18 protein-coding genes are annotated in these 21,877 nt (G+C 42.5%); 13 read left to right on the top strand and 5 right to left on the bottom strand.

The genetic code is table 11. The annotated features are described in order from the left end of the window. Window positions 1–3: 3 nt before the first annotated feature. From ACGF63_RS02980 to maeB, 3 genes are all read right to left on the bottom strand, one after another. On the bottom strand, window positions 4–807 hold the full coding sequence (locus tag ACGF63_RS02980; protein ID WP_152961805.1) for an energy transducer TonB: 804 nt from the start codon (window positions 805–807) through the stop codon (window positions 4–6). 153 nt (window positions 808–960) lie between these two features. Next, on the bottom strand, window positions 961–1,836 hold the full coding sequence (locus ACGF63_RS02975; RefSeq protein WP_387628696.1) for a ChaN family lipoprotein: 876 nt from the start codon (window positions 1,834–1,836) through the stop codon (window positions 961–963). A gap of 112 nt (window positions 1,837–1,948) precedes the next feature. Continuing rightward, window positions 1,949–4,228, bottom strand: coding sequence for an NADP-dependent oxaloacetate-decarboxylating malate dehydrogenase (gene maeB, locus ACGF63_RS02970; protein WP_036849387.1), 2,280 nt, complete (start codon window positions 4,226–4,228; stop codon window positions 1,949–1,951). A 576-nt stretch (window positions 4,229–4,804) separates the two neighbouring features. Here maeB and ACGF63_RS02965 point away from each other — a divergent pair. From ACGF63_RS02965 to ACGF63_RS02945, 5 genes are all read left to right on the top strand, one after another. Continuing rightward, window positions 4,805–5,440 (top strand): response regulator, encoded by a 636-nt coding sequence (locus ACGF63_RS02965; protein ID WP_011146941.1) that lies wholly within the window; start codon window positions 4,805–4,807, stop codon window positions 5,438–5,440. A 194-nt stretch (window positions 5,441–5,634) separates the two neighbouring features. Then, window positions 5,635–6,018: an ArsC family reductase gene (locus ACGF63_RS02960; protein ID WP_036849386.1), complete on the top strand. Its 384-nt coding sequence runs from the start codon at window positions 5,635–5,637 to the stop codon at window positions 6,016–6,018. A gap of 1 nt (window position 6,019) precedes the next feature. Beyond that, complete coding sequence (gene dapE, locus ACGF63_RS02955) at window positions 6,020–7,144, top strand: succinyl-diaminopimelate desuccinylase (protein WP_152961803.1); 1,125 nt, start codon at window positions 6,020–6,022, stop codon at window positions 7,142–7,144. Next, window positions 7,144–7,833, top strand: a complete 690-nt coding sequence (locus ACGF63_RS02950; protein WP_162524068.1) for a M15 family metallopeptidase — start codon at window positions 7,144–7,146, stop codon at window positions 7,831–7,833. Before dapE ends, ACGF63_RS02950 begins: the two co-directional genes overlap by 1 nt. Further along, the gene (locus ACGF63_RS02945; RefSeq protein WP_036849379.1) at window positions 7,821–8,009 is read left to right on the top strand and encodes a YpfN family protein; all 189 of its coding nucleotides are present in this window, start codon (window positions 7,821–7,823) and stop codon (window positions 8,007–8,009) included. The genes ACGF63_RS02950 and ACGF63_RS02945 overlap by 13 nt, the downstream gene beginning before the upstream one ends. On the opposite strand, the gene ACGF63_RS02940 is transcribed toward ACGF63_RS02945, so the two are convergent. Both ACGF63_RS02940 and ACGF63_RS02935 read right to left on the bottom strand, forming a co-directional pair. Next, window positions 7,960–10,011: a tRNA(Met) cytidine acetyltransferase TmcA gene (locus tag ACGF63_RS02940; RefSeq protein ID WP_387628690.1), complete on the bottom strand. Its 2,052-nt coding sequence runs from the start codon at window positions 10,009–10,011 to the stop codon at window positions 7,960–7,962. The genes ACGF63_RS02945 and ACGF63_RS02940 overlap by 50 nt on opposite strands. Window positions 10,012–10,016: 5 nt before the next feature. Continuing rightward, complete coding sequence (locus ACGF63_RS02935) at window positions 10,017–10,469, bottom strand: DUF441 domain-containing protein (RefSeq protein ID WP_036849376.1); 453 nt, start codon at window positions 10,467–10,469, stop codon at window positions 10,017–10,019. Window positions 10,470–10,985: 516 nt separating this feature from the next. Between ACGF63_RS02935 and ACGF63_RS02930 the strand changes: the two genes are divergently transcribed. The 8 genes from ACGF63_RS02930 to ACGF63_RS02895 all read left to right on the top strand — a co-directional run bounded on the left by ACGF63_RS02930 (window position 10,986) and on the right by ACGF63_RS02895 (window position 21,875). Continuing rightward, on the top strand, window positions 10,986–12,050 hold the full coding sequence (locus tag ACGF63_RS02930; protein ID WP_387628687.1) for a radical SAM protein: 1,065 nt from the start codon (window positions 10,986–10,988) through the stop codon (window positions 12,048–12,050). 591 nt (window positions 12,051–12,641) lie between these two features. Continuing rightward, window positions 12,642–13,652 (top strand): hypothetical protein, encoded by a 1,011-nt coding sequence (locus ACGF63_RS02925; RefSeq protein ID WP_036849374.1) that lies wholly within the window; start codon window positions 12,642–12,644, stop codon window positions 13,650–13,652. Beyond that, window positions 13,649–14,143, top strand: coding sequence for a hypothetical protein (locus ACGF63_RS02920; RefSeq protein WP_036849372.1), 495 nt, complete (start codon window positions 13,649–13,651; stop codon window positions 14,141–14,143). Before ACGF63_RS02925 ends, ACGF63_RS02920 begins: the two co-directional genes overlap by 4 nt. A gap of 17 nt (window positions 14,144–14,160) precedes the next feature. Further along, window positions 14,161–18,552: a condensation domain-containing protein gene (locus ACGF63_RS02915; RefSeq protein WP_152961798.1), complete on the top strand. Its 4,392-nt coding sequence runs from the start codon at window positions 14,161–14,163 to the stop codon at window positions 18,550–18,552. A gap of 24 nt (window positions 18,553–18,576) precedes the next feature. Then, entirely contained in the window at window positions 18,577–19,731 is a 1,155-nt protein-coding gene (locus ACGF63_RS02910) for an efflux RND transporter periplasmic adaptor subunit (RefSeq protein WP_162524067.1), read from the top strand. Continuing rightward, entirely contained in the window at window positions 19,715–20,386 is a 672-nt protein-coding gene (locus tag ACGF63_RS02905) for an ABC transporter ATP-binding protein (RefSeq protein WP_036849368.1), read from the top strand. The genes ACGF63_RS02910 and ACGF63_RS02905 overlap by 17 nt, the downstream gene beginning before the upstream one ends. Next, window positions 20,383–21,615 (top strand): ABC transporter permease, encoded by a 1,233-nt coding sequence (locus ACGF63_RS02900; RefSeq protein WP_152961796.1) that lies wholly within the window; start codon window positions 20,383–20,385, stop codon window positions 21,613–21,615. Before ACGF63_RS02905 ends, ACGF63_RS02900 begins: the two co-directional genes overlap by 4 nt. A 32-nt stretch (window positions 21,616–21,647) precedes the next feature. Continuing rightward, a complete protein-coding gene (locus tag ACGF63_RS02895; RefSeq protein ID WP_036849366.1) occupies window positions 21,648–21,875 on the top strand; it encodes a phosphopantetheine-binding protein in 228 nt (75 codons plus the stop codon). Window positions 21,876–21,877 lie beyond the last annotated feature (2 nt).

Genomic DNA, 21,877 nt, shown 5'->3' with positions numbered 1-21,877 from the left:
TCGCTAAAAGATTCGATTAGTTAAATTAAAATCAATCGGCAGTTCTATCGTAATTTCACTGCCTTTTAAAACGCTATCAGGAGGAATCGGTAATGGCTGCGCTCTCGCCAGAACTTGCTTCGCTTCCCTGTCCAGAGAATGGGTACCTGAACGACGGACTAAATCGCTGTTAGTGACATAACCTTGCTTATTAATGGTAAATCTGACGGTAGGCCGGCCAGTGCGGTTTCTTCTCTGTGCATCCTCAGGATAACGTTTATAACGGTTCAAATGCCCGATAACCTCAGCCCGCCATAAAGCATCCGCATCAACGACAACATTTGAATCACTGTCATAAGAGGCGGCAACCCGCGAAGTCAAATTAACCGACGTGGCAGTACTGCTTACCCTGGCTGCACTACTCTGAGACTTTTCACTCTCTTCCTCTGCCTGCTGCCGCTTCACTGGCGGTGTTTTCTTAAACTCTTCCGGGTTCTTTTTCTGTTTTTTAGGCTTATGCACCCGTATTTGAGCCTGCTCATTTTTAATCAGCTCAGGTGTTTTCATCTCATTAACCGCACTTTCCTGTTGCCGGCTGGCAACAGAAATCTGCTGTTCAATACCAATAGGTTGTTTCTGTACTTGATGTGTCGCTTCTGTCAGTAATGAAAATTCCATCATCACGGCTGGAGGTGGCATCAGTTCATCAGGGATTTCTTCTGGCTGATAGATAACCCACACAATCCAAATGAGGTGAGCAGCAATAGCAAAAACAAGCCCTTTTTTGAAATGACTTGTTTGAAAGATGGGGTTTGTCAGCGTCAACATGGATTACAGCGCATAATTTTAATTATCATTTAGTAATGATAATTAATTTCATATGCTAATGAAAATTATTTTTATATATATCGTTAACTTGCGCACATCCATGTGCCAAGGCCCTTTAACTACCGGAAAGAAATCATCATTTACTTAAAATATCTATGGTTTTTTTACTGGTGTATACCAGATATAGTCTGCATGTTGACTGTCCAATACATTGCCTTTTTCAGCCATAATCAGCACCACCAGATCCTCTTGTGGTGACAGATCCTTAACATGTAAAGGAACACCCATTATTTTCGTTGCATGGTATGCCCCCGCAATCAATGTGGCAGGCGTCGGGGCTTTAAGTAGCTGCTCTGCCATTCGGCGATCCCGCATTTGCTGAATAGTTGTCATAACAGATAATTGGCGTGCTGTTATTTCACCACCATGAGCCTCTTTAATCGTCGCTTCAATCCGCGATTTTACATTTTTGGCGACGGAAATATCTCCCTGGAGAACCGGGAGGTTGCAGCAAACAGCTTTAACTTCACTGCGATTCAAATTTGCAAACAGTAACGGATAAGGCTGCTGCATAAGCTCCATGACCAACCCGCCATACAACTGCCACGGCCAGCCATCGTGCCATGCCAGCAACTCTTTTATGCGGCTTTCACGCACACTAGGTTTAGTTTGCAACCAACTTTTAACTTTATTCACTTTTTCCTGCTGATCAGGGTTAATCATTTCTAGCAAAACCGCACCATGTTCTCTTTTAAGACGAAGTTGCTGAACCAGCCAAAGCTCAATCTGATGATGGTGTAGGTTATCGTGTTTTTCACCCACAATGATCCGCTGATGTGATGCCAATTGGTTGATCAATTCATCAGGAGTAAGAGCGTTGCCTGTTTTAAGATCGACAACCATCCCTTGCTGAGTCAGTTCGGGTGAAAGCACTTGGGGAGTGGGCTTTTGTTGTACAGATGCACACCCGGATAAGATAAGTAAGCCACAGATAATCAGAAAGGATTTTACAAAGGTGAGAAATGTCATAATGTCCGTTATCCATATAATATTTTTCCGCATCATATAGATAATAAGAATTATTTACAATAACCGGGCCCGGCTCTCTGGAAGGAGCCGGGCCCGGTTTAACCCATTGGTATTACAACGGATGAGTCTGCGCTTCAACGGCGGCCAAAGCGACCATATTGACGATACGGCGTACAGAAGCAATTGGCGTCAGAATATGTACCGGTTTTGCAACGCCCATCAGTACCGGGCCAACGGTAACCCCTTCAGAACTGGTGACACGTAGCAGGTTATAACTGATACGGGCGGATTCCATATTTGGCATAATCAACAGATTTGCCGCCCCCTTAAGTGGGCTATCCGGCATGATGTCACGGCGAATACTTTCAACCAACGCTGCATCACCATGCATTTCACCATCAATTTCAAGTGAAGGTGACATTTTGTTGACCAATTCCAGCGTCCGGCGCATTTTCTGGGCTGAAAGACAATCCGCAGAACCAAAACTTGAATGAGAAAGCAACGCAACTTTTGGTTCAATACCAAAACGGCGAACACTTTCTGCGGCCATGAGCGTAATCTCAGCCAATTGTTCAGGTGTTGGATCATTATTGACATAGGTATCAGCGATAAAAGTATTACCACTTGGCAAGAGTAATGCGTTCATTGCACCCGCAGTATGAACCCCATCACGGAAACCAAAGACATTTTTCACCACATCATAATGTTCACTGTAACTGCCCACAGTGCCACAAATCAGGCCATCAGCCTCCCCACGCAGCACCATAATTGCCCCAATCAAGGTTGGATTACCAATGACTGCACGGCGCGCCTGTTCCGTGGAAACGCCACGACGTTTCATAATCTGGTGATATTCTTGCCAGTATTTTTTGAAGCGTGGATCGTTCTCATTATTGACGACCTCAAAATCTTTACCCGCTTCAATATGCAGCCCCAGTTTCTGGATACGTTTTTCGATAACACTGGGGCGGCCAATCAGGATCGGATAAGCCAATCCAAGAGAGATCAGCTCTTGAGTCGCATGCAATACACGCACTTCTTCCCCTTCAGCCAAAACAATCCGTTTTTCCGCTTTTTTGGCCTGAGAAAAAATAGGTTTCATAAACAAGTTTGTTTTATAGACAAACTCATTCAGTTTCTCTATATACGCACTAAAGTCTTCAATCGGGCGGGTTGCCACGCCGGAATCCATTGCGGCTTTAGCCACTGCCGGGGCAATTTTAACAATCAGACGTGGATCAAATGGCTTGGGAATAATATATTCCGGGCCAAAAAACAGATCCTGATCATTATAAGCAGAAGCCACTTCTTCACTCTGTTCTGCCATCGCCAAATCAGCAATAGCGTGAACACAAGCCAGTTTCATCTCTTCATTGATGGTTGTCGCACCCACATCCAGTGCACCACGGAAAATAAATGGGAAACAGAGAACATTATTAACCTGATTCGGATAATCAGAGCGACCGGTACAAATGATCGCATCAGGGCGAACCTGTTTAGCCAATGGCGGCAGAATTTCTGGCTCAGGGTTTGCCAGCGCCATGATGAGGGGATCTTTCGCCATGGTTTTCACCATGTCCTGAGTCAATACGCCCGGCCCGGAACATCCGAGGAAAACATCCGCACCAGGGATAGCATCACCTAATGTACGGCAGCCATTGTCTTCAATCGCATAGGCTGCTTTAGTTTCTTCCATATTTTCATCGCGGCCACGATAAATAACCCCTTTAGAGTCACATACCACGATATTTTCACGTTTCAATCCAAGCGCAACCAACAAGTTCATACAGGCAATTGATGCAGCACCTGCACCAGAAACCACCAGACGAACGTCTGAAATCTCTTTTTTCATAATTCGCAAGCCATTCAGAACAGCCGCGGTACAAATAATCGCGGTGCCATGCTGGTCATCATGGAATACCGGAATATTCATTTTTTCCCGGAGTTTTTTTTCAATATAAAAACATTCCGGTGCTTTGATATCTTCGAGGTTAATTCCCCCAAAAGTCGGCTCCAGTGCCGCAATAATATCAATTAATTTATCAGGATCAGACTCATCAACTTCGATATCAAATACATCAATACCTGAGAATTTTTTAAACAGTACGCCTTTTCCTTCCATCACTGGCTTACCTGCCAGTGCACCAATATTCCCCAACCCTAAAACCGCAGTACCATTAGAAATCACAGCGACAAGATTGCCACGCGCAGTATATTTGTAAGCCGCTAATGGATCTTCTGCAATTTCCAGACAAGGCGCGGCAACACCTGGTGAATAAGCTAAGGCCAAATCCCGCTGAGTTGTCAGAGGCTTAGTTGGAGTAATCGTGATTTTCCCTGGTTGTGGAAACTGGTGAAAATCCAATGCACTCTGTTTTAATTTTTCATCCATCGTCGGATCCTTTATATACATTATCTGGAGTAAGAGCGGGACCAGTATAATGGGTACTGTGTGCTAAATCATAACATTGACAGCATTTTACCCATAAATTAGCACTTTTTTGCTCACAAAAAACACGACCAAATTTACCTATCAATACCACCGACTGAGTATGGGAACATCAATAAATAAACATTATAATTTATATAATATTATTTGAGTTATAATAACCATGATAATTATAACTAATAAAAACTCTCAATATAAATTCAATTAAAATAAATTTTATAAAAGAAAACAAATCTAATAATTATATTTATAACAAATTGATTTACAATATTATTTTTCACATCAATGTTATATGTTTTTGGTGAAAATTACTCATCTTCTTTTTTTACTTATCAAACTAATTTGCGCTATTTATATTTTTATATCAGGATGTGCTTTCTGGACTTACAGAGCTATCAATTCTGTAAATCAATCGGTTTTGAGTAAATTTTTTCATAGTAATTTAATTTAGGGCAGACCCATTCATTACTGCCTTTTAATCGTGCATTTCGTGGCTTTAATCTTTTAGGGAGAAGGAAAATGTATAACCATTCAGTGATGATAGTTGATGACCACCCTCTCATTCGCCATGGCTTGAAACAGATTGTAGAGCTCGATCGAGCGCTTACCGTAACAGCAGAGGCTGACAATGGTGAAGAAGCAATAAACATTGCATGCAAACTGAAACCTGATGTCATTATGATAGATCTCAATATGAATGGTCTTTCTGGCGTGGATACGATTAAATCTATTCGTAGAAAAGGGATCAACTCTTATGTCCTGGTATTATCTGTTTCAGATGACCGGAATGATGTTTACGCAGCCATTGACGCAGGAGCCAATGGCTATTTACTGAAAGACAGTGACTTAGATTCGCTATTAAGCAGTATTCGTCACGCAGCCCGAGGGCAAACTGTCTTTAGTGAAAAAATATATCAACATCTGGCTAACCGCCATAAACATGTTGATCCTTTATCTGAATTGACCAAGCGTGAATTAGATGTCTTAAAAGAAGTTTCCAGTGGCATGACCAATAAGGAAGTTGCTGATGTCCTCTTTATTTCCGAAGAAACGGTGAAAGTACACATCAGAAACTTGTTAAAAAAACTAAACGTACGTTCCCGCCTGGCTGCAACAATTATGTATCTGCAACACAGGAAAAATGGCGTAGCTTAATGTTTTTCCTGAGCCGCCCTCTTGGGTTTATTGCCGGAGGTCGGCTCTTATCGCTATGATGACAGGCCGATAAGAATTACGTTCCCCCCTTTTGATATCCCAGATAATAAAAATCAGGACATCATCTAGAAAAAACAGGTATTTTCCAGCATTATGTTAAGGTATTTAAATTCTTTTTTAAGGATCTCTTAGTTATGTCGGATAAATCTTCTCAGCCTGTTTTTACTCTCTATGGGATCAAGAATTGTGACACCATGAAGAAAGCCCGTCGTTGGCTGGAAGAGCAGGAAATCGCTTACCTGTTTCATGATTATCGTGTTGATGGATTAGATGCCGTGCTTTTGCAGTCATTTATTGACAAACTTGGCTGGGAACCATTAATTAACACCCGTGGTACAACCTGGCGTAAATTGAGTGATCAACAACGCGCGACAATCAATAATGCTGAAACAGCAAAAGCGTTGATGCTGGAACAACCGGCAATTATCAAACGTCCACTGTTAATTTCTGCAAAAGGTGACTGCCTGCTGGGTTATAAGGCAGATGAATATCAGCAATTTTTTGCTGAGGCACTCTGAAATGACTTGTCCTGTAATTGAACTTGCACAACAACTGATAAAACGCCCCTCTGTCAGCCCGGATGATAAAGGTTGCCAGGATATTATGATCGCCCGTCTGCAAGCCATTGGCTTCACCATTGAACGGATGCCTTTCGGCGACACAAACAATTTCTGGGCCTATCGCGGCACAGGCCCGACGTTAGCTTTTGCCGGACATACTGATGTTGTCCCTGCGGGCGACGAATCTCAATGGGAACAACCCCCTTTTGAGCCGACTATTCGTAATGGCATGTTATATGGCCGGGGCGCGGCAGATATGAAAGGCTCGCTGGCTGCCATGATTGTCGCGGCTGAACGATTTGTTGCCAATTACCCCAACCACAGTGGTCGCCTGGCCTTTCTTATTACCTCAGATGAGGAAGCAAAAGCCACCCATGGCACAGTTAAAGTGGTTGAAGCCTTGATATCCCGTCATGAACGGCTGGATTATTGTCTGATTGGTGAACCGTCCAGTCAGCATCACCTTGGCGATATGGTGAAAAATGGCCGGCGCGGTTCCCTGACGGCTAATCTGACTGTACAGGGTATTCAAGGCCACGTTGCCTATCCGCATTTGGCTGATAACCCAATCCACCGGGCCCTGCCGGCCTTACAAGAGCTGGTCAACACCCAGTGGGATAAAGGAAATGAATTTTTCCCGGCAACCAGTATGCAAATTGCCAATATTCATGCGGGAACCGGTAGTCATAACGTGATCCCAGGGAATTTGCAGGTTCAATTTAATTTCCGTTTCAGTACGGAACTGACCGATAACCAAATCCGTGAACAGGTTAAGACAATCCTGAAAAATCACGATCTGAATTTTACGATTGAGTGGATATTGTCAGGCCAGCCTTTTCTGACTGCCAAAGGCGAGTTAGTTAATGCCGTCGTACAGGCAATAGACCATTATTGCGGCTATAAGCCTGAATTATCTACCAGTGGTGGCACATCAGATGGGCGGTTTATTGCTCAGATGGGCGCTCAGATTATCGAGCTGGGGCCACTCAACGCAACAATTCATAAAGTTAATGAATCCGTCAGTGCCGCAGATCTGCAACAACTCAGCCGGATTTATCAGCGCGTTATGGAGCAACTTATCTAGTGATAACCGCAAATATGTTAACTGGCCTGGCTACCGGGCACTTGATTTCTCTCTCTGGCAATCACCGATTACAACCAGAAGCAGTAAAATCTTTTCTTTCCATGCAGCAAGCAGCAGCAAATGCGGGAATTAATCTGCAACCTGCCAGCACATTCCGCGATTTCCAGCGTCAACAGGCTATCTGGAATGGCAAATTCCGCGGCGAACGCCCGGTATTGGACGAAAACAGCCAACCAATAGATATCACCCAATTAACAGAAGGAGAACTTTGTCAGGCAATTCTCCGCTGGTCTGCCCTGCCCGGTGCCAGCCGCCATCATTGGGGAACTGAACTGGATATTTATGATCCAACGATGCTGCCGGAAAACCAGAAATTACAGCTGGAACCCTGGGAATATGAAAATGGTGGTTACTTTGAACCGCTAACACATTGGTTGACAGAGAATATGGCCCATTTCGGTTTTTATCGCCCTTTTGTCGGTAAGCGTGATGGTGTCGCTTATGAGCCGTGGCATATCAGTTACCGGCCACTATCCGGGCAATTAGAAAAATTGCTGACTAAACAGATATTACTGGATGCATGGCAACAGCATGATATCGCAGGTATTGACTGGTTATCGGCTAACTTGCCTTATCTATTTGAGAACTACCTCGGTACTGCGCAGGAGATAACCCAATGCAATGGTTAGCTGATTATTGGTGGATTATTTTAGTTTTATTAGTTGGCGTTCTTCTCAATGCCATTAAAGAATTACGCCGCCTGGACGTCAAAAAATTTCTGGATAATAAACCAGAGCTTCCTCCTCACCGGGATTTTAATGACAAGTGGGATGATAAGGACGACTGGCCGCAGAAAAAGCCGTAGTCCATTCTTGCCAATGCCTAGCCAGTTTCTTGTCGAGACTTGCCAACGCCAGTGCGGTTTCTTGCCGCCAGAATAATGTTAATGCCTTATATCCGCTTAACTTCAACGCGGTGACACACTGCTCAATACTCATCTCATGCTGGAGATGATTTCTCAGTGCGGGCAACGGCAAATCACTGTTCAGTAACAATCGTTGCAAAGCCGGTAATGAAGCAGAAAATGGCCGGTGAGCAAATGCAAAACCGGCAAGCTCCTGCCAATCACTCTGATTCAGATGGAGGTCAATTTGGTCATCAACAGGCAAGCTGAACCCAATCTGTGACTCCAGCCAATATGCATCACGGGCAAATTGTTGTTGTGCCTGAATACAAAGTGCCATCCCCGGTTGACTCAGTGGAAAAATCGCCATTGCGGTATAACAACCACTACTGGCTTCCAAATGGGTTCCCATACGTACCAGTTGGAAACCACATTTTTGCCATAATGCCCACAGTTCAGCGGTATAACCAAAGCTGACAGAAATAAAATCTATTCCCTGTCCTTCTGCCCTTGCCCGCTGAAACGCGATCATTCCCTGAGCAATACCCTGTCTGCGGTTGTTAGCCTGTACGGCAACCCGGCTAATCCGTTGAGATTTCAGGACTGCCGCCTGAGGTAAACCACTATGGGCCGCTAACGATTGAGCGACCAGATTTCCTCTGGGGCGACGCCTGCCTGCCCAGACTTCATGGGCCAGCTCAGGCGACAATCCACCTTCGTCAACCATCCACAAAGCCCCTGTCAAAGTCTTATCCCCAAGCGCTGCGATAAACTGCATTCCTTTGGCATCAAGTAAACGCCGTAAATCCAAAGGTGAAGTTTTATAATGAGCGCTGGTTAATATGCCATAAAACTGTTTCAGCAATTCAGGCTGTTTAATCCATTGCTGCTGATGATATATATGATAACGGATCGCCTTATCAGAATTGTTTGCCGGGATAGCATCCTCAAACAATAACGCGTTTTCCAGCCAGTTCTCCAGAGGATCATTCTCAGCCCAACGTACAGGTGCTGTCAGATTCAAAATATGACAATCAGGAATTTCAGCACAAAATTTAAGTAGAAATCCCCGCCCTGTACCTTCATATCCCTGCACAGTTGTCGTTAATAATACCCGGGGAAAATAGCTGATCAGCTCAAATAACTGAGGCGTTGGAATAGCTGCGGCTTCGTCGATAAGCAACCAATCAATATCCGACACACGGTTTTGTCTGCAATATTTCAGCAAATTATCTACTGCCCAGAATTGCCCTTTTTCACCGGAATAGCCTCTGATAATTTCAGTGGTTGCTTTTGCCGGTGCTGTCAGCCAGCAATTATTCCCTTGCCATTGTTGCATTAACATGCCTGCAAGCGTCGACTTACCGCGCCCCCTTGGTGCCGTAATGACCCATACCCCCTGATTTGCCCGCAAAAGTTGCGCTAAAATGGCATGCTGGCTAACGGTCGGATTGCCATCAGGCAGTTGCCACTCACTGTATTGCGGAAATTCAGGCAGGTGAAGAAAAGTATTTTGCCGCCATAGCAAAATTTGAGGATCGTTAATAAGTTGCCGCTGAATATGCTGAATAAAGTGCGGAGTTGGGATAGCGCCTGATTGTTCATTCCAACGCATGCTATCCTTATCTGGTTGATAACGCCATTGATCCCACGATGGAACCATCATTACCAACCAACTGCCGGCCTTCAATGTCCCCGCTAATATTGCCAGTGCTTCCGCATTAAAACCTTCGGTAGCATCAAATATTCCGTGCAGATATTCCTGACCTAATAAGCTGACCGCTTTTGCTGGTGGTACCGCTTTCTCTTTACGATAAGAAATCCATAACCAATCACCGGCAAATCTCTGCTGTAATTCATTAGCCTGTTGATAACACCAATCATGATTGCCACTCAACACCAATAAGCGACGCAATCCTTGCCGCTGCATTTCCGCCTGTATCGCACTCAATTTCGGCAACATAGCGACTACGATTTACCAATCAGTAATGACAAAATCCCGGCAGCAATCAGCGGCCCCACCGGAACCCCTTTAAACAAGGCAACACCCAGTACGGTTCCCACCAGTAAACCCGCAACAGTGGACGGCTGGTTAGACATTAACGAAACTCCGCGGCTGCCCAGCCAAGAGACTAATACACCTATTACTATTGCCAGTAACGATTTCCAATTCAAAAATGAATGAAGAACCGCTTGTACCGTAATTTTCCCGCTGGCGATGGGAGCCATTACGCCCACGGTCAAAATAAGTATACCGATAGTCAACCCATATTTTTCCACCCAGGGGAAGAATTGATTTAGCGGTGTTATACGGATAACCAGCAAGAGCAACATTGCAAGAGTGACGGTCATGTTGTGGCTGATGATACCCAATGCCGCCAACACCAGCAGCACAAGTAAAGTCGGATCAAGATGGCTCATAGACTTCAATACCCTATAGCAGCCTATATCCCATCAGGCCAGGGCAATTTTTCCTTATGTCACAGAAATAACCGATATTTTCCTACTAATTCAGACAATTAACAAGTTTATAATGGGAATATTTTTTCTTTATAAAATAAACACTCTCAATAAATGGATATTTTTAATTAATTTAGTGATTAAAGGACTATTATTGCCAAAAAATTGTAGAAATAGTCTTGCATGCCATCAATAAAATCACCTTGTGAGACTAAAATAACCAAAATGATTTTCTATAAGAAATTTCTCAGCTTAAATAGCATATAATACTTCAACGATAGTCACTCATTTTTACTTTACCTCCGTTAGAAACACCCCCCTATTTTGTGAGCAAGCTCTAAATAAATGTTTTTTTAACAACTCATATTTAGTCCAAACACTCAAAAATACAAATTCAATTAACCAATTCATTGCAAAATAAATTAATACTGATAATAGTAAATATCATCTGACCTTTAATCCAACAGGGTGTAAATTATGTCATGCTTTCCTACCGGATATTGGGAACAATATCCGAATACTGCCACCGTGATCACAACATATACTTGCAATGCTGCCTGCAAAGAATGTTGTTTTGAATGTAATCCCTCGGTGAAAGCGCGTCTGAGCCTGGATGAAATTAAGCAATTTATTACACACTCAAAGGCCAATTTCCCGGGGCTAAAGTTAGTCGTCTTCAGTGGTGGAGAGTGTTTCCTGTTAGGTAAAGATCTGATTGAAGCCATTCGTTTCGCTTCAGATCACGGCTTATTAACTCGCTGTGTGACTAACGGCTACTGGGGAAAAAACAGAGAAAAGGCACAAAAAATCGCCCAAGATTTAACCGATGCCGGTATCACTGAAATAAATATCAGCACAGGGAAAGATCACAGTGAATGGATACCTATCGACAGCGTAGTTGCAGCGGCAGAAGCATTAGCCGGGCAAAATATTACGACACTGATTACCGTGGAACAAGATACCGCTGATTCTGCCATTGCGACACAAATCACACAGAATCCGATCATCAAGCGCCTCAAAGAACAAAACAAAGTTAACTTACAACGCAACACATGGATGCCGTTCTATGACACCAGTGAAGAACGAAAAGACGTTCCAAACCGGGATGAGCAGCTGACAAAAGGGTGCGATCAGGTCTTTGAAAATATCGTACTGACACCACACGGTGAAATCTCCGCCTGCTGTGGGCTGACATTAGAGCATATCCCTGAGATGAAACTGGGCCGGTTGCAGGGAGGCGATTTATCCCAGCTTTTCAAAGGACAAGAAGAAGACTTTATGAAAGTATGGTTGCGAACAGAAGGGCCGTACAAAATTCTAAAAAAATATCGCCCACATGATAGCAACATTAATCTGGAAAAAATCGTTCATCCCTGCCAAGCCTGTGCCCATCTGCATAAAGACGAAGGAATACGCCAGAATTTGTTAGACAACTATCATAGGGAAATTATTCCGGTGATGAAGAAATTTAATGCCAAAGAAAGGCTGGATTTGATCTGCTATTCAGCAGAAAAAAACGCCATTAACTTAACTGAGGAGTAATAATGCAGCGACATACATTTATTAGCATAACGGTGGGAGCAGCCGTTAGCCGTATAATACGACAGAATTGAATCCAGGCCTGAACGTCATACTCATCAATATCACCATGATCAGTATTTACCGGCTATCAAATTTTTATTGAATAAGGTGGTAATCAAGGAAAAGAAATACTTTATTCTCCTTTAGGAATATTTTCACCTGCTGTTTTGTGAGCAGACTCTAAATAAGCAGATTTTGTAATAAGATATATTTAGTCTAAACACTCAAAATACAAATTTAATCAACTAACATATTGCAAAATTGAACCATCCAGCTAATAGTTAGTATCGTCCACCCTTTAATAGCGCCGAGGACAATTATTCTATGCTTCACCACTGAACATTACACTGAGCATTAGGAATAATATCAAAATATTGTTACAGCAATCACAATATACACTTACGATAAATATCGTTGGTAAGAAATATTAGTCAGATAATTATTATATGAAATTATTTCAGCAGAGAATAAATTTAATAAGAAAAGGTTAGACCTCATCTTATATAGCACCCAGTAGAAAAAGAATTCCGTCAACTTAGAAAGGAACGAATCATGAAAAGACGTACATTTATTGGCGTAGCAGCCGGAGCAGCTATTGGCAGTGTCATCCCAACCGTTAATGCCAGTGCTGATAGCAATCGCCTCTTTGGCGTACCTCGTTCATTGCTCTCTCCAGGAGAGGTTGAAGAAAATAAGTTAAGGCTGTCAATGTCAAACGCGAAACTCCCGGTTGAAGTTTGGGAAGAGATCATCACCTATAACCGATTTTGGGAAACCATAAAACAACAGCCCAACTTAGCATTAGAATACAGGGAATCACCGGAGAAAGTCCTGGCTGAATTTGGCATAGACAAAAATATCGTTAGCCCCGGTTCAGCAGAGGAATTACTGTTATTCATCACTTATGATAAGGATTTGATGAATGCAGTAAAAACCAATGACTATGAAGAATTATTTTCCCGACTAAAGGCCTATGGTTTAAACGAAAGAAGTTCAAGCCTGAGGAGCCGGATCAACCATCATCTCAATCAAGACGCCAGCCTTGTTGCACATTTTAAAGAACATATCGAATCCTACCAACTTCAAGATACAAACAGCCCTCCCCTTATCAGGTTGAAGGAAATTCTGGAACCTTTGAACAGTGAAGACGATACCAGTATCGAAATTGCCCGTCTTGTCGTAGGGGCAAACGTAGTTGCTGCGGTTAATGTGGCTGTCGGCACCAGAGTCGTCGCGGCAGTGAATGCAGCGGCAGCAGTAAATGTAGCAGCCTATTTGAGCCTGGCAGTGCAAGTCGCCGTCACTGTATGTATGGCAAATTATTTACCCAAAATCGATCACAGTGACCTTTCAACCGGCACGGCTTCGCTTCATCTTGCCAGGCTCTATAACAACCAAAAGATGGTGGACACCCTGGTCACAGAAGCTATCCGCAGGGAAATCACCGCTTGCCTGTTTGCCGCGCAAAAATGTGGTTATATCAATCTGCCGGCGACACGCGAAGAGCGTAAAGAAGTGATTCATCTTTTTACCGAATTATCTTTAGGAATGGCAGCCGCATGAGCAATATCGTGGGATTGAATCCAGACTTCAAAGTCATATTAATGAACGTCGCCATGTTCGTCCTGATCGCACTGGTTTTTCTGCCTGTACCATACTGGCTTAATAGCAGTAACCCAAATAAACTGGCGGCAAGTATTACGACGACTCTCTTCGTGGTCATTGCCTTATTTATAGGCTATCAACTGTTGTCAAATAAAGCGGTGATCAAGGAAGGGAAATTATTGATGAAGTCTGGAGTATATTCACATGAATGGGCTATTTCCTCATTGCACCGGGAAGAAGGCGTTTCCCTGGAAGATTTTCATCGCAGTAATGGTATACATATCATCCATTATTCGTCGGGATATTACCAAAAGAAACGAAACAAATATTTCATTCTACGAGTAAGTAAACGCCCTTTAATATGCTTTAGTGCAGAAGGAAATATTGGATTATGCATAGATGAATCTGTTTTCGAAAAAATAAAGGGCGAATTACGAGATAAAATATAACGGGGAGCAGCAAAATAATGGAATATAGCGACAATTATTGGCCGTTGAACTATACACAGCTCCGGTTAGCCATTGCTAATACTGTTGCTGACGATAAGTCTGTCTTTAATGTCGGCGAATTCGTCAGCTTCAATGACAATATTTGCCTGGAAAGATTGGAACAGGCCATTATGACCATTCATCGCTTCAATGATGGTTTTTCCTTACGTTATCGTATTTCTGAGCAAAATATTTTTCAGGGGAAGTGTTCCACGCCGATCGAAGTTATATCAATAAAACTGTTAGATCCGGCAGTGGAACAAGCTACAAAAGCCGATTTCGACCAAAGAATAACTGAACCACTGGCTCCTGAAAATGGTGTGACGATCAGGCATTATCTTTATTTTAATGATGTTGGATGCTACTTTTGGGGAATTATCGCTCACCATGTCGCTACAGATTATTGGGGAATAGGTCAGTTAATTCACGATGTTTTGTCCTGCTATGAACAACAATTATTCCACCCAACATCAGAGCCTGTTTTTACCTACCAGTCCTATCTCAACGATATTAAATATAAAGCAAGCGCGCATTATGCCAACGACAAAAACTATTGGGCTAATTACCTCAACCAACTTCCCAAATTAGAGGATTATGCCGGAAAACGCCTGTTTCCCTCGAAAGCAATTAAAGTGAGCCGACCACTCACCGCAAACAAAGAGGGTTTTACCTTTAATGATAAATTAATGATGATACTGGCCTTATGCCTGCAAATGACTAAACGAGGCCGTTTATCAACAAGTATCATTAATTTACCTTTCTCTAACCGACGTGACAAAGCAGAATACCGTTATTATCGCCCGGCGATGAACACCTTACCTCTGATGGTTTCTTTATCGCCAGAAACAACGATAAAACAGATCCTCACGGAAATACAGTCGCAAATGAGTCTACATAGCAGGCATAGCCGTATTGATATCAGTGATTTGAATGATGGCGCGATAAATCGGGCAGATCAATTAACCGCTATTCCTTATGTCAATTTACTGCATGAAATTGAACATGATCTTATGAAAAATAACCGTGCTATTCGCGGCTGTATGACTTCTGGCGCAGTAAATGATTATGGCGTTAATATCCGGTTTTCTTCTGACGGAAAATCAGCATTAGTTGAATTGGATGCAGGAAGCCGCTTGTACAATACCTTTACCGCCGATGCTTTGATTGATGATTATTTACGTATTTATAACGCCATTGCAGAAAATATCAATGAAACTGTCGAAACATATTGGGAAAAATATAAAATCATTGAACTAATGGACAATATGATATCTGGCGGAACTCCAGAGAATATTGTCGTTAATTACCCCATCAGAGAGAATATAATTACCCGAATCGCGCAAATCGCCACAGTATCGCCGGATAAAAAGGCAGTAATTTGCGGGAATCAAACCACAATAAACTCCGCATATTGCCTTAATTACCATGAACTTTACAGTAAATTATTAGCTCTCAGCCAACGGCTATTATCCTGCCCACTAAAAAACCGAAGGATAGCAGTGTTATTGCCCAGAGGAATGGAATCCTTATTGTCTATATTAGCAATCCATACGGCAGGATTATGCTTTATTCCAATCAACATGACATTCGGACGAGAAGAAATTAGCAATATATTGCGTGGGCTGGATATCTCTTTATTAATAACTTCTCGTCACCATCATAAGAAAGTGAATGATATTAATAATACGCATATTTTCTTTATTGAAGATATGAACACTCTCCCCTCCGGAATATCTCTGGAAAATGACATAAAATGCCCCGCGACCAAAGAGGACGAAGCCTATATCTTTTTTACATCAGGCACCACCGGAATACCGAAAGCGGTACCGATAACTTTCAAGGGGCTTTATGCTTATTTAGCCGCTATGACAGATCGATATGATATTCAACAAGATGACGTTATTCTTAATTTCAGTACCCCGGTTTTTGATGCCTATATTGAGGAGGTATTTGGCTGTTTTTATCGGGGAGCTACACTGGCAATTGCCAGTGATCAGATGATCGTTGAGCTTGATTCACTGTTTGCATTTTGCCATGCACAATCGGTAACCGTCGTTAACTTTCCTACGAATTATTGGCATCAAATTGTCTTTTTCCTGCACGCGGCCATTAAAGAATTGTCACCGACCATCAGAATAACAATTATCGGTGGCGATCTGGCAATGGATAAAGCCATCCACCATTGGTTGGAAAAAGTAGGATGCGGAATTTCTCTGATTAATTCTTATGGCCCAACAGAATGTTGTGTTGTGGCAAGCTGTCACAAAATAGATGATGAGTTTCAACCCGGTAATATTATTGGTAAAGCACTAGCAAATAGTTCTATCGTCATTCGGGAATATGGAACTGATAATATCATTATCGGCAGCAGTGGGGAAATATGTATTCGTGGGGATTCTATCTGTGCCGGATATATTAACGACAATCAGTCAACCTCGCGTAAATTCTTACCGCTGAACGATGGAAGAATCTATTATTTAACGGGAGACCGCGGGTTTTACGATGCCCAGGGAAATTTAAATTTCATTGGCCGACTGGACAAAAAGCACAAAATTGATGGAAAACGTGTCGATCTGGCCGAAATGCAAAAAATACTCACAGCGGCAATGAATATTGATGAAATTCATTTAACGATAAAAGAGAATGAAACCGGGTATCAGTATATCAATATATTTATCCCTAATAGCTCATATTCAATTGCACGTCACGAAATCGTCTCATTCCTGCGTGGATGTTATCCAAAATTACAGGTGCCTTTTATTGTCGAATCAGCATTATCCAATTATTCCGTCCCCGTAACAGAGTTGAATAAAGAAGATAATGTTTCGCGGCTTAAAGGAGAAAAACGCGAAATATTTTTTACATTGTGGCGCGAAGTCTTTGGCGATAGCGATAGAGTTATTGATGAAGATACGAATTTCTTTGACGCAGGCGGTACTTCGCTTAAAGCATTATTACTCATTAATAAGATCCAGCAATACTTTGATTGTTCTATCCGCCTGGAAGATTTCTACCAATCCCCCAGATTGGGTTATTTATTGCAATCTGTCATTCAACAGGGGCAAATGCCGGTTCTAACCCACAAAAATAGCACCTGCCTGACAGAACAACACGACCAATATTATTGGATAATTGATACTATTTCTAATCATTCAGGTGCCCATAATATCCCGTTATATTATCATCTGGCCGGTGATATCGATTTAAAGAAATTACGCTCTGCTTTACTGTATACCATGCAATATTTCCCTGCTCTCTGCCAAAGAGTCACCATGACGGATGGGCAACTCTCTGTAACCCTCTCACCGGCAACCGAAGAAAACCTACCCTTCGAATATATCGATCTGACTCATGCTACTGGCATCAATATTGAGATTTCATTGCGCAAGATCTTAAATGAGATGGCATTCAAACCGATGTCATTGCAGGACAATCCACCGGTATATTTTAAGTTGCTGAAAATAGCAGAGCATGAGCATTCCCTTTTGTTAAATTTCCATCATGCATTTTGTGATGGGATGTCGATTGCTCATGTATTGCAACAATTATCTTCAGCTTATACGGATAATGCAGTGAAAATTGCAGCAACGACGGAAACAAGCGTTACCGTAATTAATCAGCGCATGTCGGACGAAACATTAAATTTTTGGACAGAAAAATTGCTCAACGTACTTTCTGTTGCCGGACAGCAAGATATTACATCAGGGGCTAATCTTCGGGTTCGTGGCCGACGTTACTCGATGCCGTTGCCTCCTCAATTAATTGTCATACTGTCCTGCGTGCAAAAGAAACACATGGTGACTCTGGAACATATCGTGATTGGGGCATTTCTGATGACTATCAGATCATTACTCAATAATAAAGACGAGCTGATTCTGGGTATCCCTTGTGCCAACCGTGTTCCGCCTGTGCCATTCGAGGGTGTCGGCAGCTTTGCTACAACGTTACTACTGCCCTATGTTACTGCGGAAACCTCATTAATTAACGTATCCAAGTATGTCCGTGATTTCCTGATGGATGCAAATGCCCATTCAAATATCTCGCTGGCGTATCTGAAACAACACCTTCACCATCACCACGGTATGCAGTTGCCAGAAGTTACTTATTACTTCTCTTCTCAAATAGGATTCTCCACCGATTTGTATCTTGGTGAAACCCATTGCACAAAAGAGAAAATCAAGGGGCTCAAGCCTAAAGGGGATATTGCGCTCGAACTGGTCAATTCATCAACTGGGATAGGCCTGGAATGGCTCTACGACGATGATATTTTCTCTGAAAATATCATCAGCGACATGGGGCTGTTTTTGCTTGATTTATTGGATTGCATGGGCGTTGAGCATAACTTAACGCCTGACAATACGGAATTATAACAACGACTAAGATGGATGCTGACTGTGCTGGTTAAAAAAAAGAAATGGGTAGTTATCATTACTGTCATGATCGTTTTTCTTGCCGTGATTTATAACAAATTCAATCGGCAAGAAACGCCTGTGGTGATGACAGAACAAATCATCACCGGAACACTGGGTAATGTTATCACGATGGTAGGCGCTGCCGGTGTTATACAACCGACCAGCCAGGTTAATGTGGGTAGCCAAATCTCAGGCCAGTTAATCCAATTGCATGTTGAGGTCGGAGATGTAGTCGAAGCAGGTAAGCTGGTTGCCAGTATTGATGACACTTTTTATCGCACTAAAGTTGAAGCAAGCCGTGCACGGCTGGAAAAATTATGTGCCATGTTGAAGGAAGAACAATATACCTATGAACTTCTGTCCATCACAGAAAAACGCCAGAGACAACTTAACCTACGCTCTGCAACCAGCCAGCAATTGCTGGATGAAGCCACTTTTGGCGTAAAGAAAAGTCAGGCAAGAATTGAAAGCCTCAAAGCGGATATCAGGCAAAATGAACATATTTTGCATAATGAAGAAGTCAGCCTCAGTTATGCCCAAATCTATTCACCTATTGCCGGCGTAGTGACCGCAATCCATGTTGATCCAGGGCAAACCCTGAATGTTAATCAACAAACACCGGTTCTCATGCAGATTGCCGATCTCAAGAATATGACTGTTTATGCAAAAGTTTCCGAGGCAGATATTAACCAAATCGCGCTGGGACAAAAGGCTTCCTTCAGGATCTATGGGGCAAATAAGCATATATGGCACGGTAATGTTAAGAAGATTATGTATAAGCCAGACTTAATTAATAATGCAGTTTATTATACCGTTCTGTTTGATGTGCCTAATGACAATTTCCTGCTAAAACCCAGCATGAGTGCTGATGTTACTATTGTGACGCACGAAAGCAGCGGAGTAGTGACCATCCCCAGTGACGTGCTGAATAATAAGCGACATCAACCTTTGGATGATAATCTAACCGCTTACTTTTTACGTGAGATGAAAGATGGAAATATCGTCGTAAGAAAATTACTTGTCGGGCATAACGACGGTGTACGCTCAGTCGTTACCAGCGGATTGCAGAACAACGAGCAAATCGTTGTACTTGCCAAGCAGGACAATGCCGGGGGTAAAAATGATAACGCTAAATAATATCTGCAAGACCTACGGTAATGAGAGTAAAAAACATCTTGTCCTGAAAAATATTTGTTTAACAATCGGCCAGAATGACTATGTTGCCATTCTTGGGCGCTCCGGCTCAGGGAAAAGTACCTTATTGAATCTCATAGGGCTTTTAGATATCGCCAGTGCAGGAGAATATCTTATTAACGACCTCAAGGTGACTCAGCAAAAGATTCACTCATTAGCACTTTTACGGCGGAAATATTTTGGTTTTATCTTTCAAAACTATAACCTGCTCGATAACTACCGCATTGATGAAAATATCCTGATGCCCATGTACTATTTAAAAAGAAACTTCGAATATGACAGAAAACGCTTCAATTACTTAATAGATCGCCTCCATCTTAATCCGTTATTAGCTAAATACCCGCGCCATCTCTCAGGGGGAGAACAGCAACGCGTTGCTGTGGCCCGCGCATTAATTAATAATCCGAAATTTATTATTGCCGATGAACCTACCGGTGCATTGGATACCACCAATGCAACCAATCTCATGCAGCTTTTTACTGAATTACATCATAGTGGATGTGGCATCATCCTGGTGACGCATGATCACGTTGTCGCCGGATATGCAAAACGCAGGCTATATCTGGATAATGGTTCTTTGGTGACTCAATCGGCATGAGTAAAATATCCTTAAAGTTTAACGTTTATTCTACTGTTATCCTGTTTAATCTCAAGATGGCAGCACGTTCCCTTGCCGCACATAAAACACGGGTCTTCCTGACGTTGTTATGTATTGCTGTCGGGGTAACCTCGATTGTGATCATGCAAGCAATCGGATCGGCAACTCAGGATCATGTTGTCAAAATGGTCTCCTCAATGGGGAGTAACATTATTTCCGTAAAATACAAAGGACAGGAAAACGGCGCTTTCGATTCCCATCACGATTATCTGACACAAGCAGATATAACGTCACTTTCAGGCAATCCACATATCAGCCACAGCACCCTTTTTTCCACTGCTACAGCAACGATAGTTTCTCTACAAGGCACTGCCGATGCTCAATTAATCGGTGCCAATGCGGATATCGCGGTTATCCGTAATTTGGTCATTGGACAGGGGCGTTTTTATACACCGCAAGAAGATGCTGCCCTGGCAAATGTAGTTGTTTTGGGTGCTTCCTTGGCCGAGCGACTATTTCTGCAAATTCCGCAAAAAGAATCGGCATCTGAGCAGAGTATCAAGATCAACGACATCTCTATGCGGGTTATTGGTATCTTGGCACAGAAAGGCGAAGGCATGGATGCCGGGGTCGATGATACTGCGTTTTTACCAAGAAATAGTTATCTAGTGCGGCTGTTCGGCAATACACCACCCAGTGGCATTGTGTTGAAAGCCAAAGATGCCACCCATGTAGAACCGGTTAAACACGCCGTTGAGGAACAGTTGTCACAATTTAAACGTCAACAAAGTTATGAAATACGTAGTACCACGGAGTTGTTAAAAACACTGAATGAAACGCAATCGCAAATTAATCTTTTCCTGTTAGCAATCTCATCAGTAACACTCTTTGTTGCCGGTGTCAGTGTCATGAATACCATTCTGATCAGTGTCAGAGAACGTAGACGGGAGATTGGTATACGGCTTACCGTAGGCGCAAGTTATTCCGATATTTTTTATCAGTTTCTTACCGAAGCATTTTTGATTTCATTATTGGGTGCGTTATTGGGATTATTATTCTCATTTATCGGTTTCAGAATATTATCGTTATTTGATATTGCTGTTGGTTTCTCTTTTTATTCCTTTTTATTGGCTTCCCTCTCGACATGCTTCATTACGGTAGTGTTTGGTGTCTATCCATCACATCGCGCAGCCGCATCCGCACCGATCGAAGGGATCAGGGAATTGTAGCTTGTTTTGTTTAATGCAACTTTGGAGACACAATGAAAAATCAGCTTTTGTATGAAATTCTACACCAGGAAATCATGGATCTTCACCCAGAAGCGGAGGAAATACCAGCAGATGAAAATCTTTTTGATATCGGTTTCGACTCGATAAAAATGCTGATGCTGGTTGATCGGCTAAAGTATGCAGGGTATCCAGTCAAATTTGTGGATTTAGTCCGGTGGCCGACAATCAATGACTGGGTCAATCTGATGGCAAAAGATTAACG

The organism is Photorhabdus sp. RM322S, from assembly GCF_042879395.1.
Lineage (GTDB): Bacteria > Pseudomonadota > Gammaproteobacteria > Enterobacterales > Enterobacteriaceae > Photorhabdus > Photorhabdus khanii.
The sequence above is the reverse complement of the archived record's forward strand: the minus strand, read 5'-3'. Positions and strand labels throughout refer to the sequence as shown.

Excerpts from the sequence above, each read along its gene's own strand:
- ACGF63_RS02980 (WP_152961805.1), bottom strand. The coding sequence starts at position 807 with ATGTTGACGCTGACAAACCCCATCTTTCAAACAAGTCATTTCAAAAAA.
- ACGF63_RS02975 (WP_387628696.1), bottom strand. The coding sequence starts at position 1,836 with ATGACATTTCTCACCTTTGTAAAATCCTTTCTGATTATCTGTGGCTTA.
- maeB (WP_036849387.1), bottom strand. The coding sequence starts at position 4,228 with ATGGATGAAAAATTAAAACAGAGTGCATTGGATTTTCACCAGTTTCCA.
- ACGF63_RS02965 (WP_011146941.1), top strand. The coding sequence starts at position 4,805 with ATGTATAACCATTCAGTGATGATAGTTGATGACCACCCTCTCATTCGC.
- ACGF63_RS02960 (WP_036849386.1), top strand. The coding sequence starts at position 5,635 with ATGTCGGATAAATCTTCTCAGCCTGTTTTTACTCTCTATGGGATCAAG.
- dapE (WP_152961803.1), top strand. The coding sequence starts at position 6,020 with ATGACTTGTCCTGTAATTGAACTTGCACAACAACTGATAAAACGCCCC.
- ACGF63_RS02945 (WP_036849379.1), top strand. The coding sequence starts at position 7,821 with ATGCAATGGTTAGCTGATTATTGGTGGATTATTTTAGTTTTATTAGTT.
- ACGF63_RS02940 (WP_387628690.1), bottom strand. The coding sequence starts at position 10,011 with ATGTTGCCGAAATTGAGTGCGATACAGGCGGAAATGCAGCGGCAAGGA.
- ACGF63_RS02935 (WP_036849376.1), bottom strand. The coding sequence starts at position 10,469 with ATGAGCCATCTTGATCCGACTTTACTTGTGCTGCTGGTGTTGGCGGCA.
- ACGF63_RS02930 (WP_387628687.1), top strand. The coding sequence starts at position 10,986 with ATGTCATGCTTTCCTACCGGATATTGGGAACAATATCCGAATACTGCC.
- ACGF63_RS02925 (WP_036849374.1), top strand. The coding sequence starts at position 12,642 with ATGAAAAGACGTACATTTATTGGCGTAGCAGCCGGAGCAGCTATTGGC.
- ACGF63_RS02920 (WP_036849372.1), top strand. The coding sequence starts at position 13,649 with ATGAGCAATATCGTGGGATTGAATCCAGACTTCAAAGTCATATTAATG.
- ACGF63_RS02915 (WP_152961798.1), top strand. The coding sequence starts at position 14,161 with ATGGAATATAGCGACAATTATTGGCCGTTGAACTATACACAGCTCCGG.
- ACGF63_RS02905 (WP_036849368.1), top strand. The coding sequence starts at position 19,715 with ATGATAACGCTAAATAATATCTGCAAGACCTACGGTAATGAGAGTAAA.
- ACGF63_RS02900 (WP_152961796.1), top strand. The coding sequence starts at position 20,383 with ATGAGTAAAATATCCTTAAAGTTTAACGTTTATTCTACTGTTATCCTG.
- ACGF63_RS02895 (WP_036849366.1), top strand. The coding sequence starts at position 21,648 with ATGAAAAATCAGCTTTTGTATGAAATTCTACACCAGGAAATCATGGAT.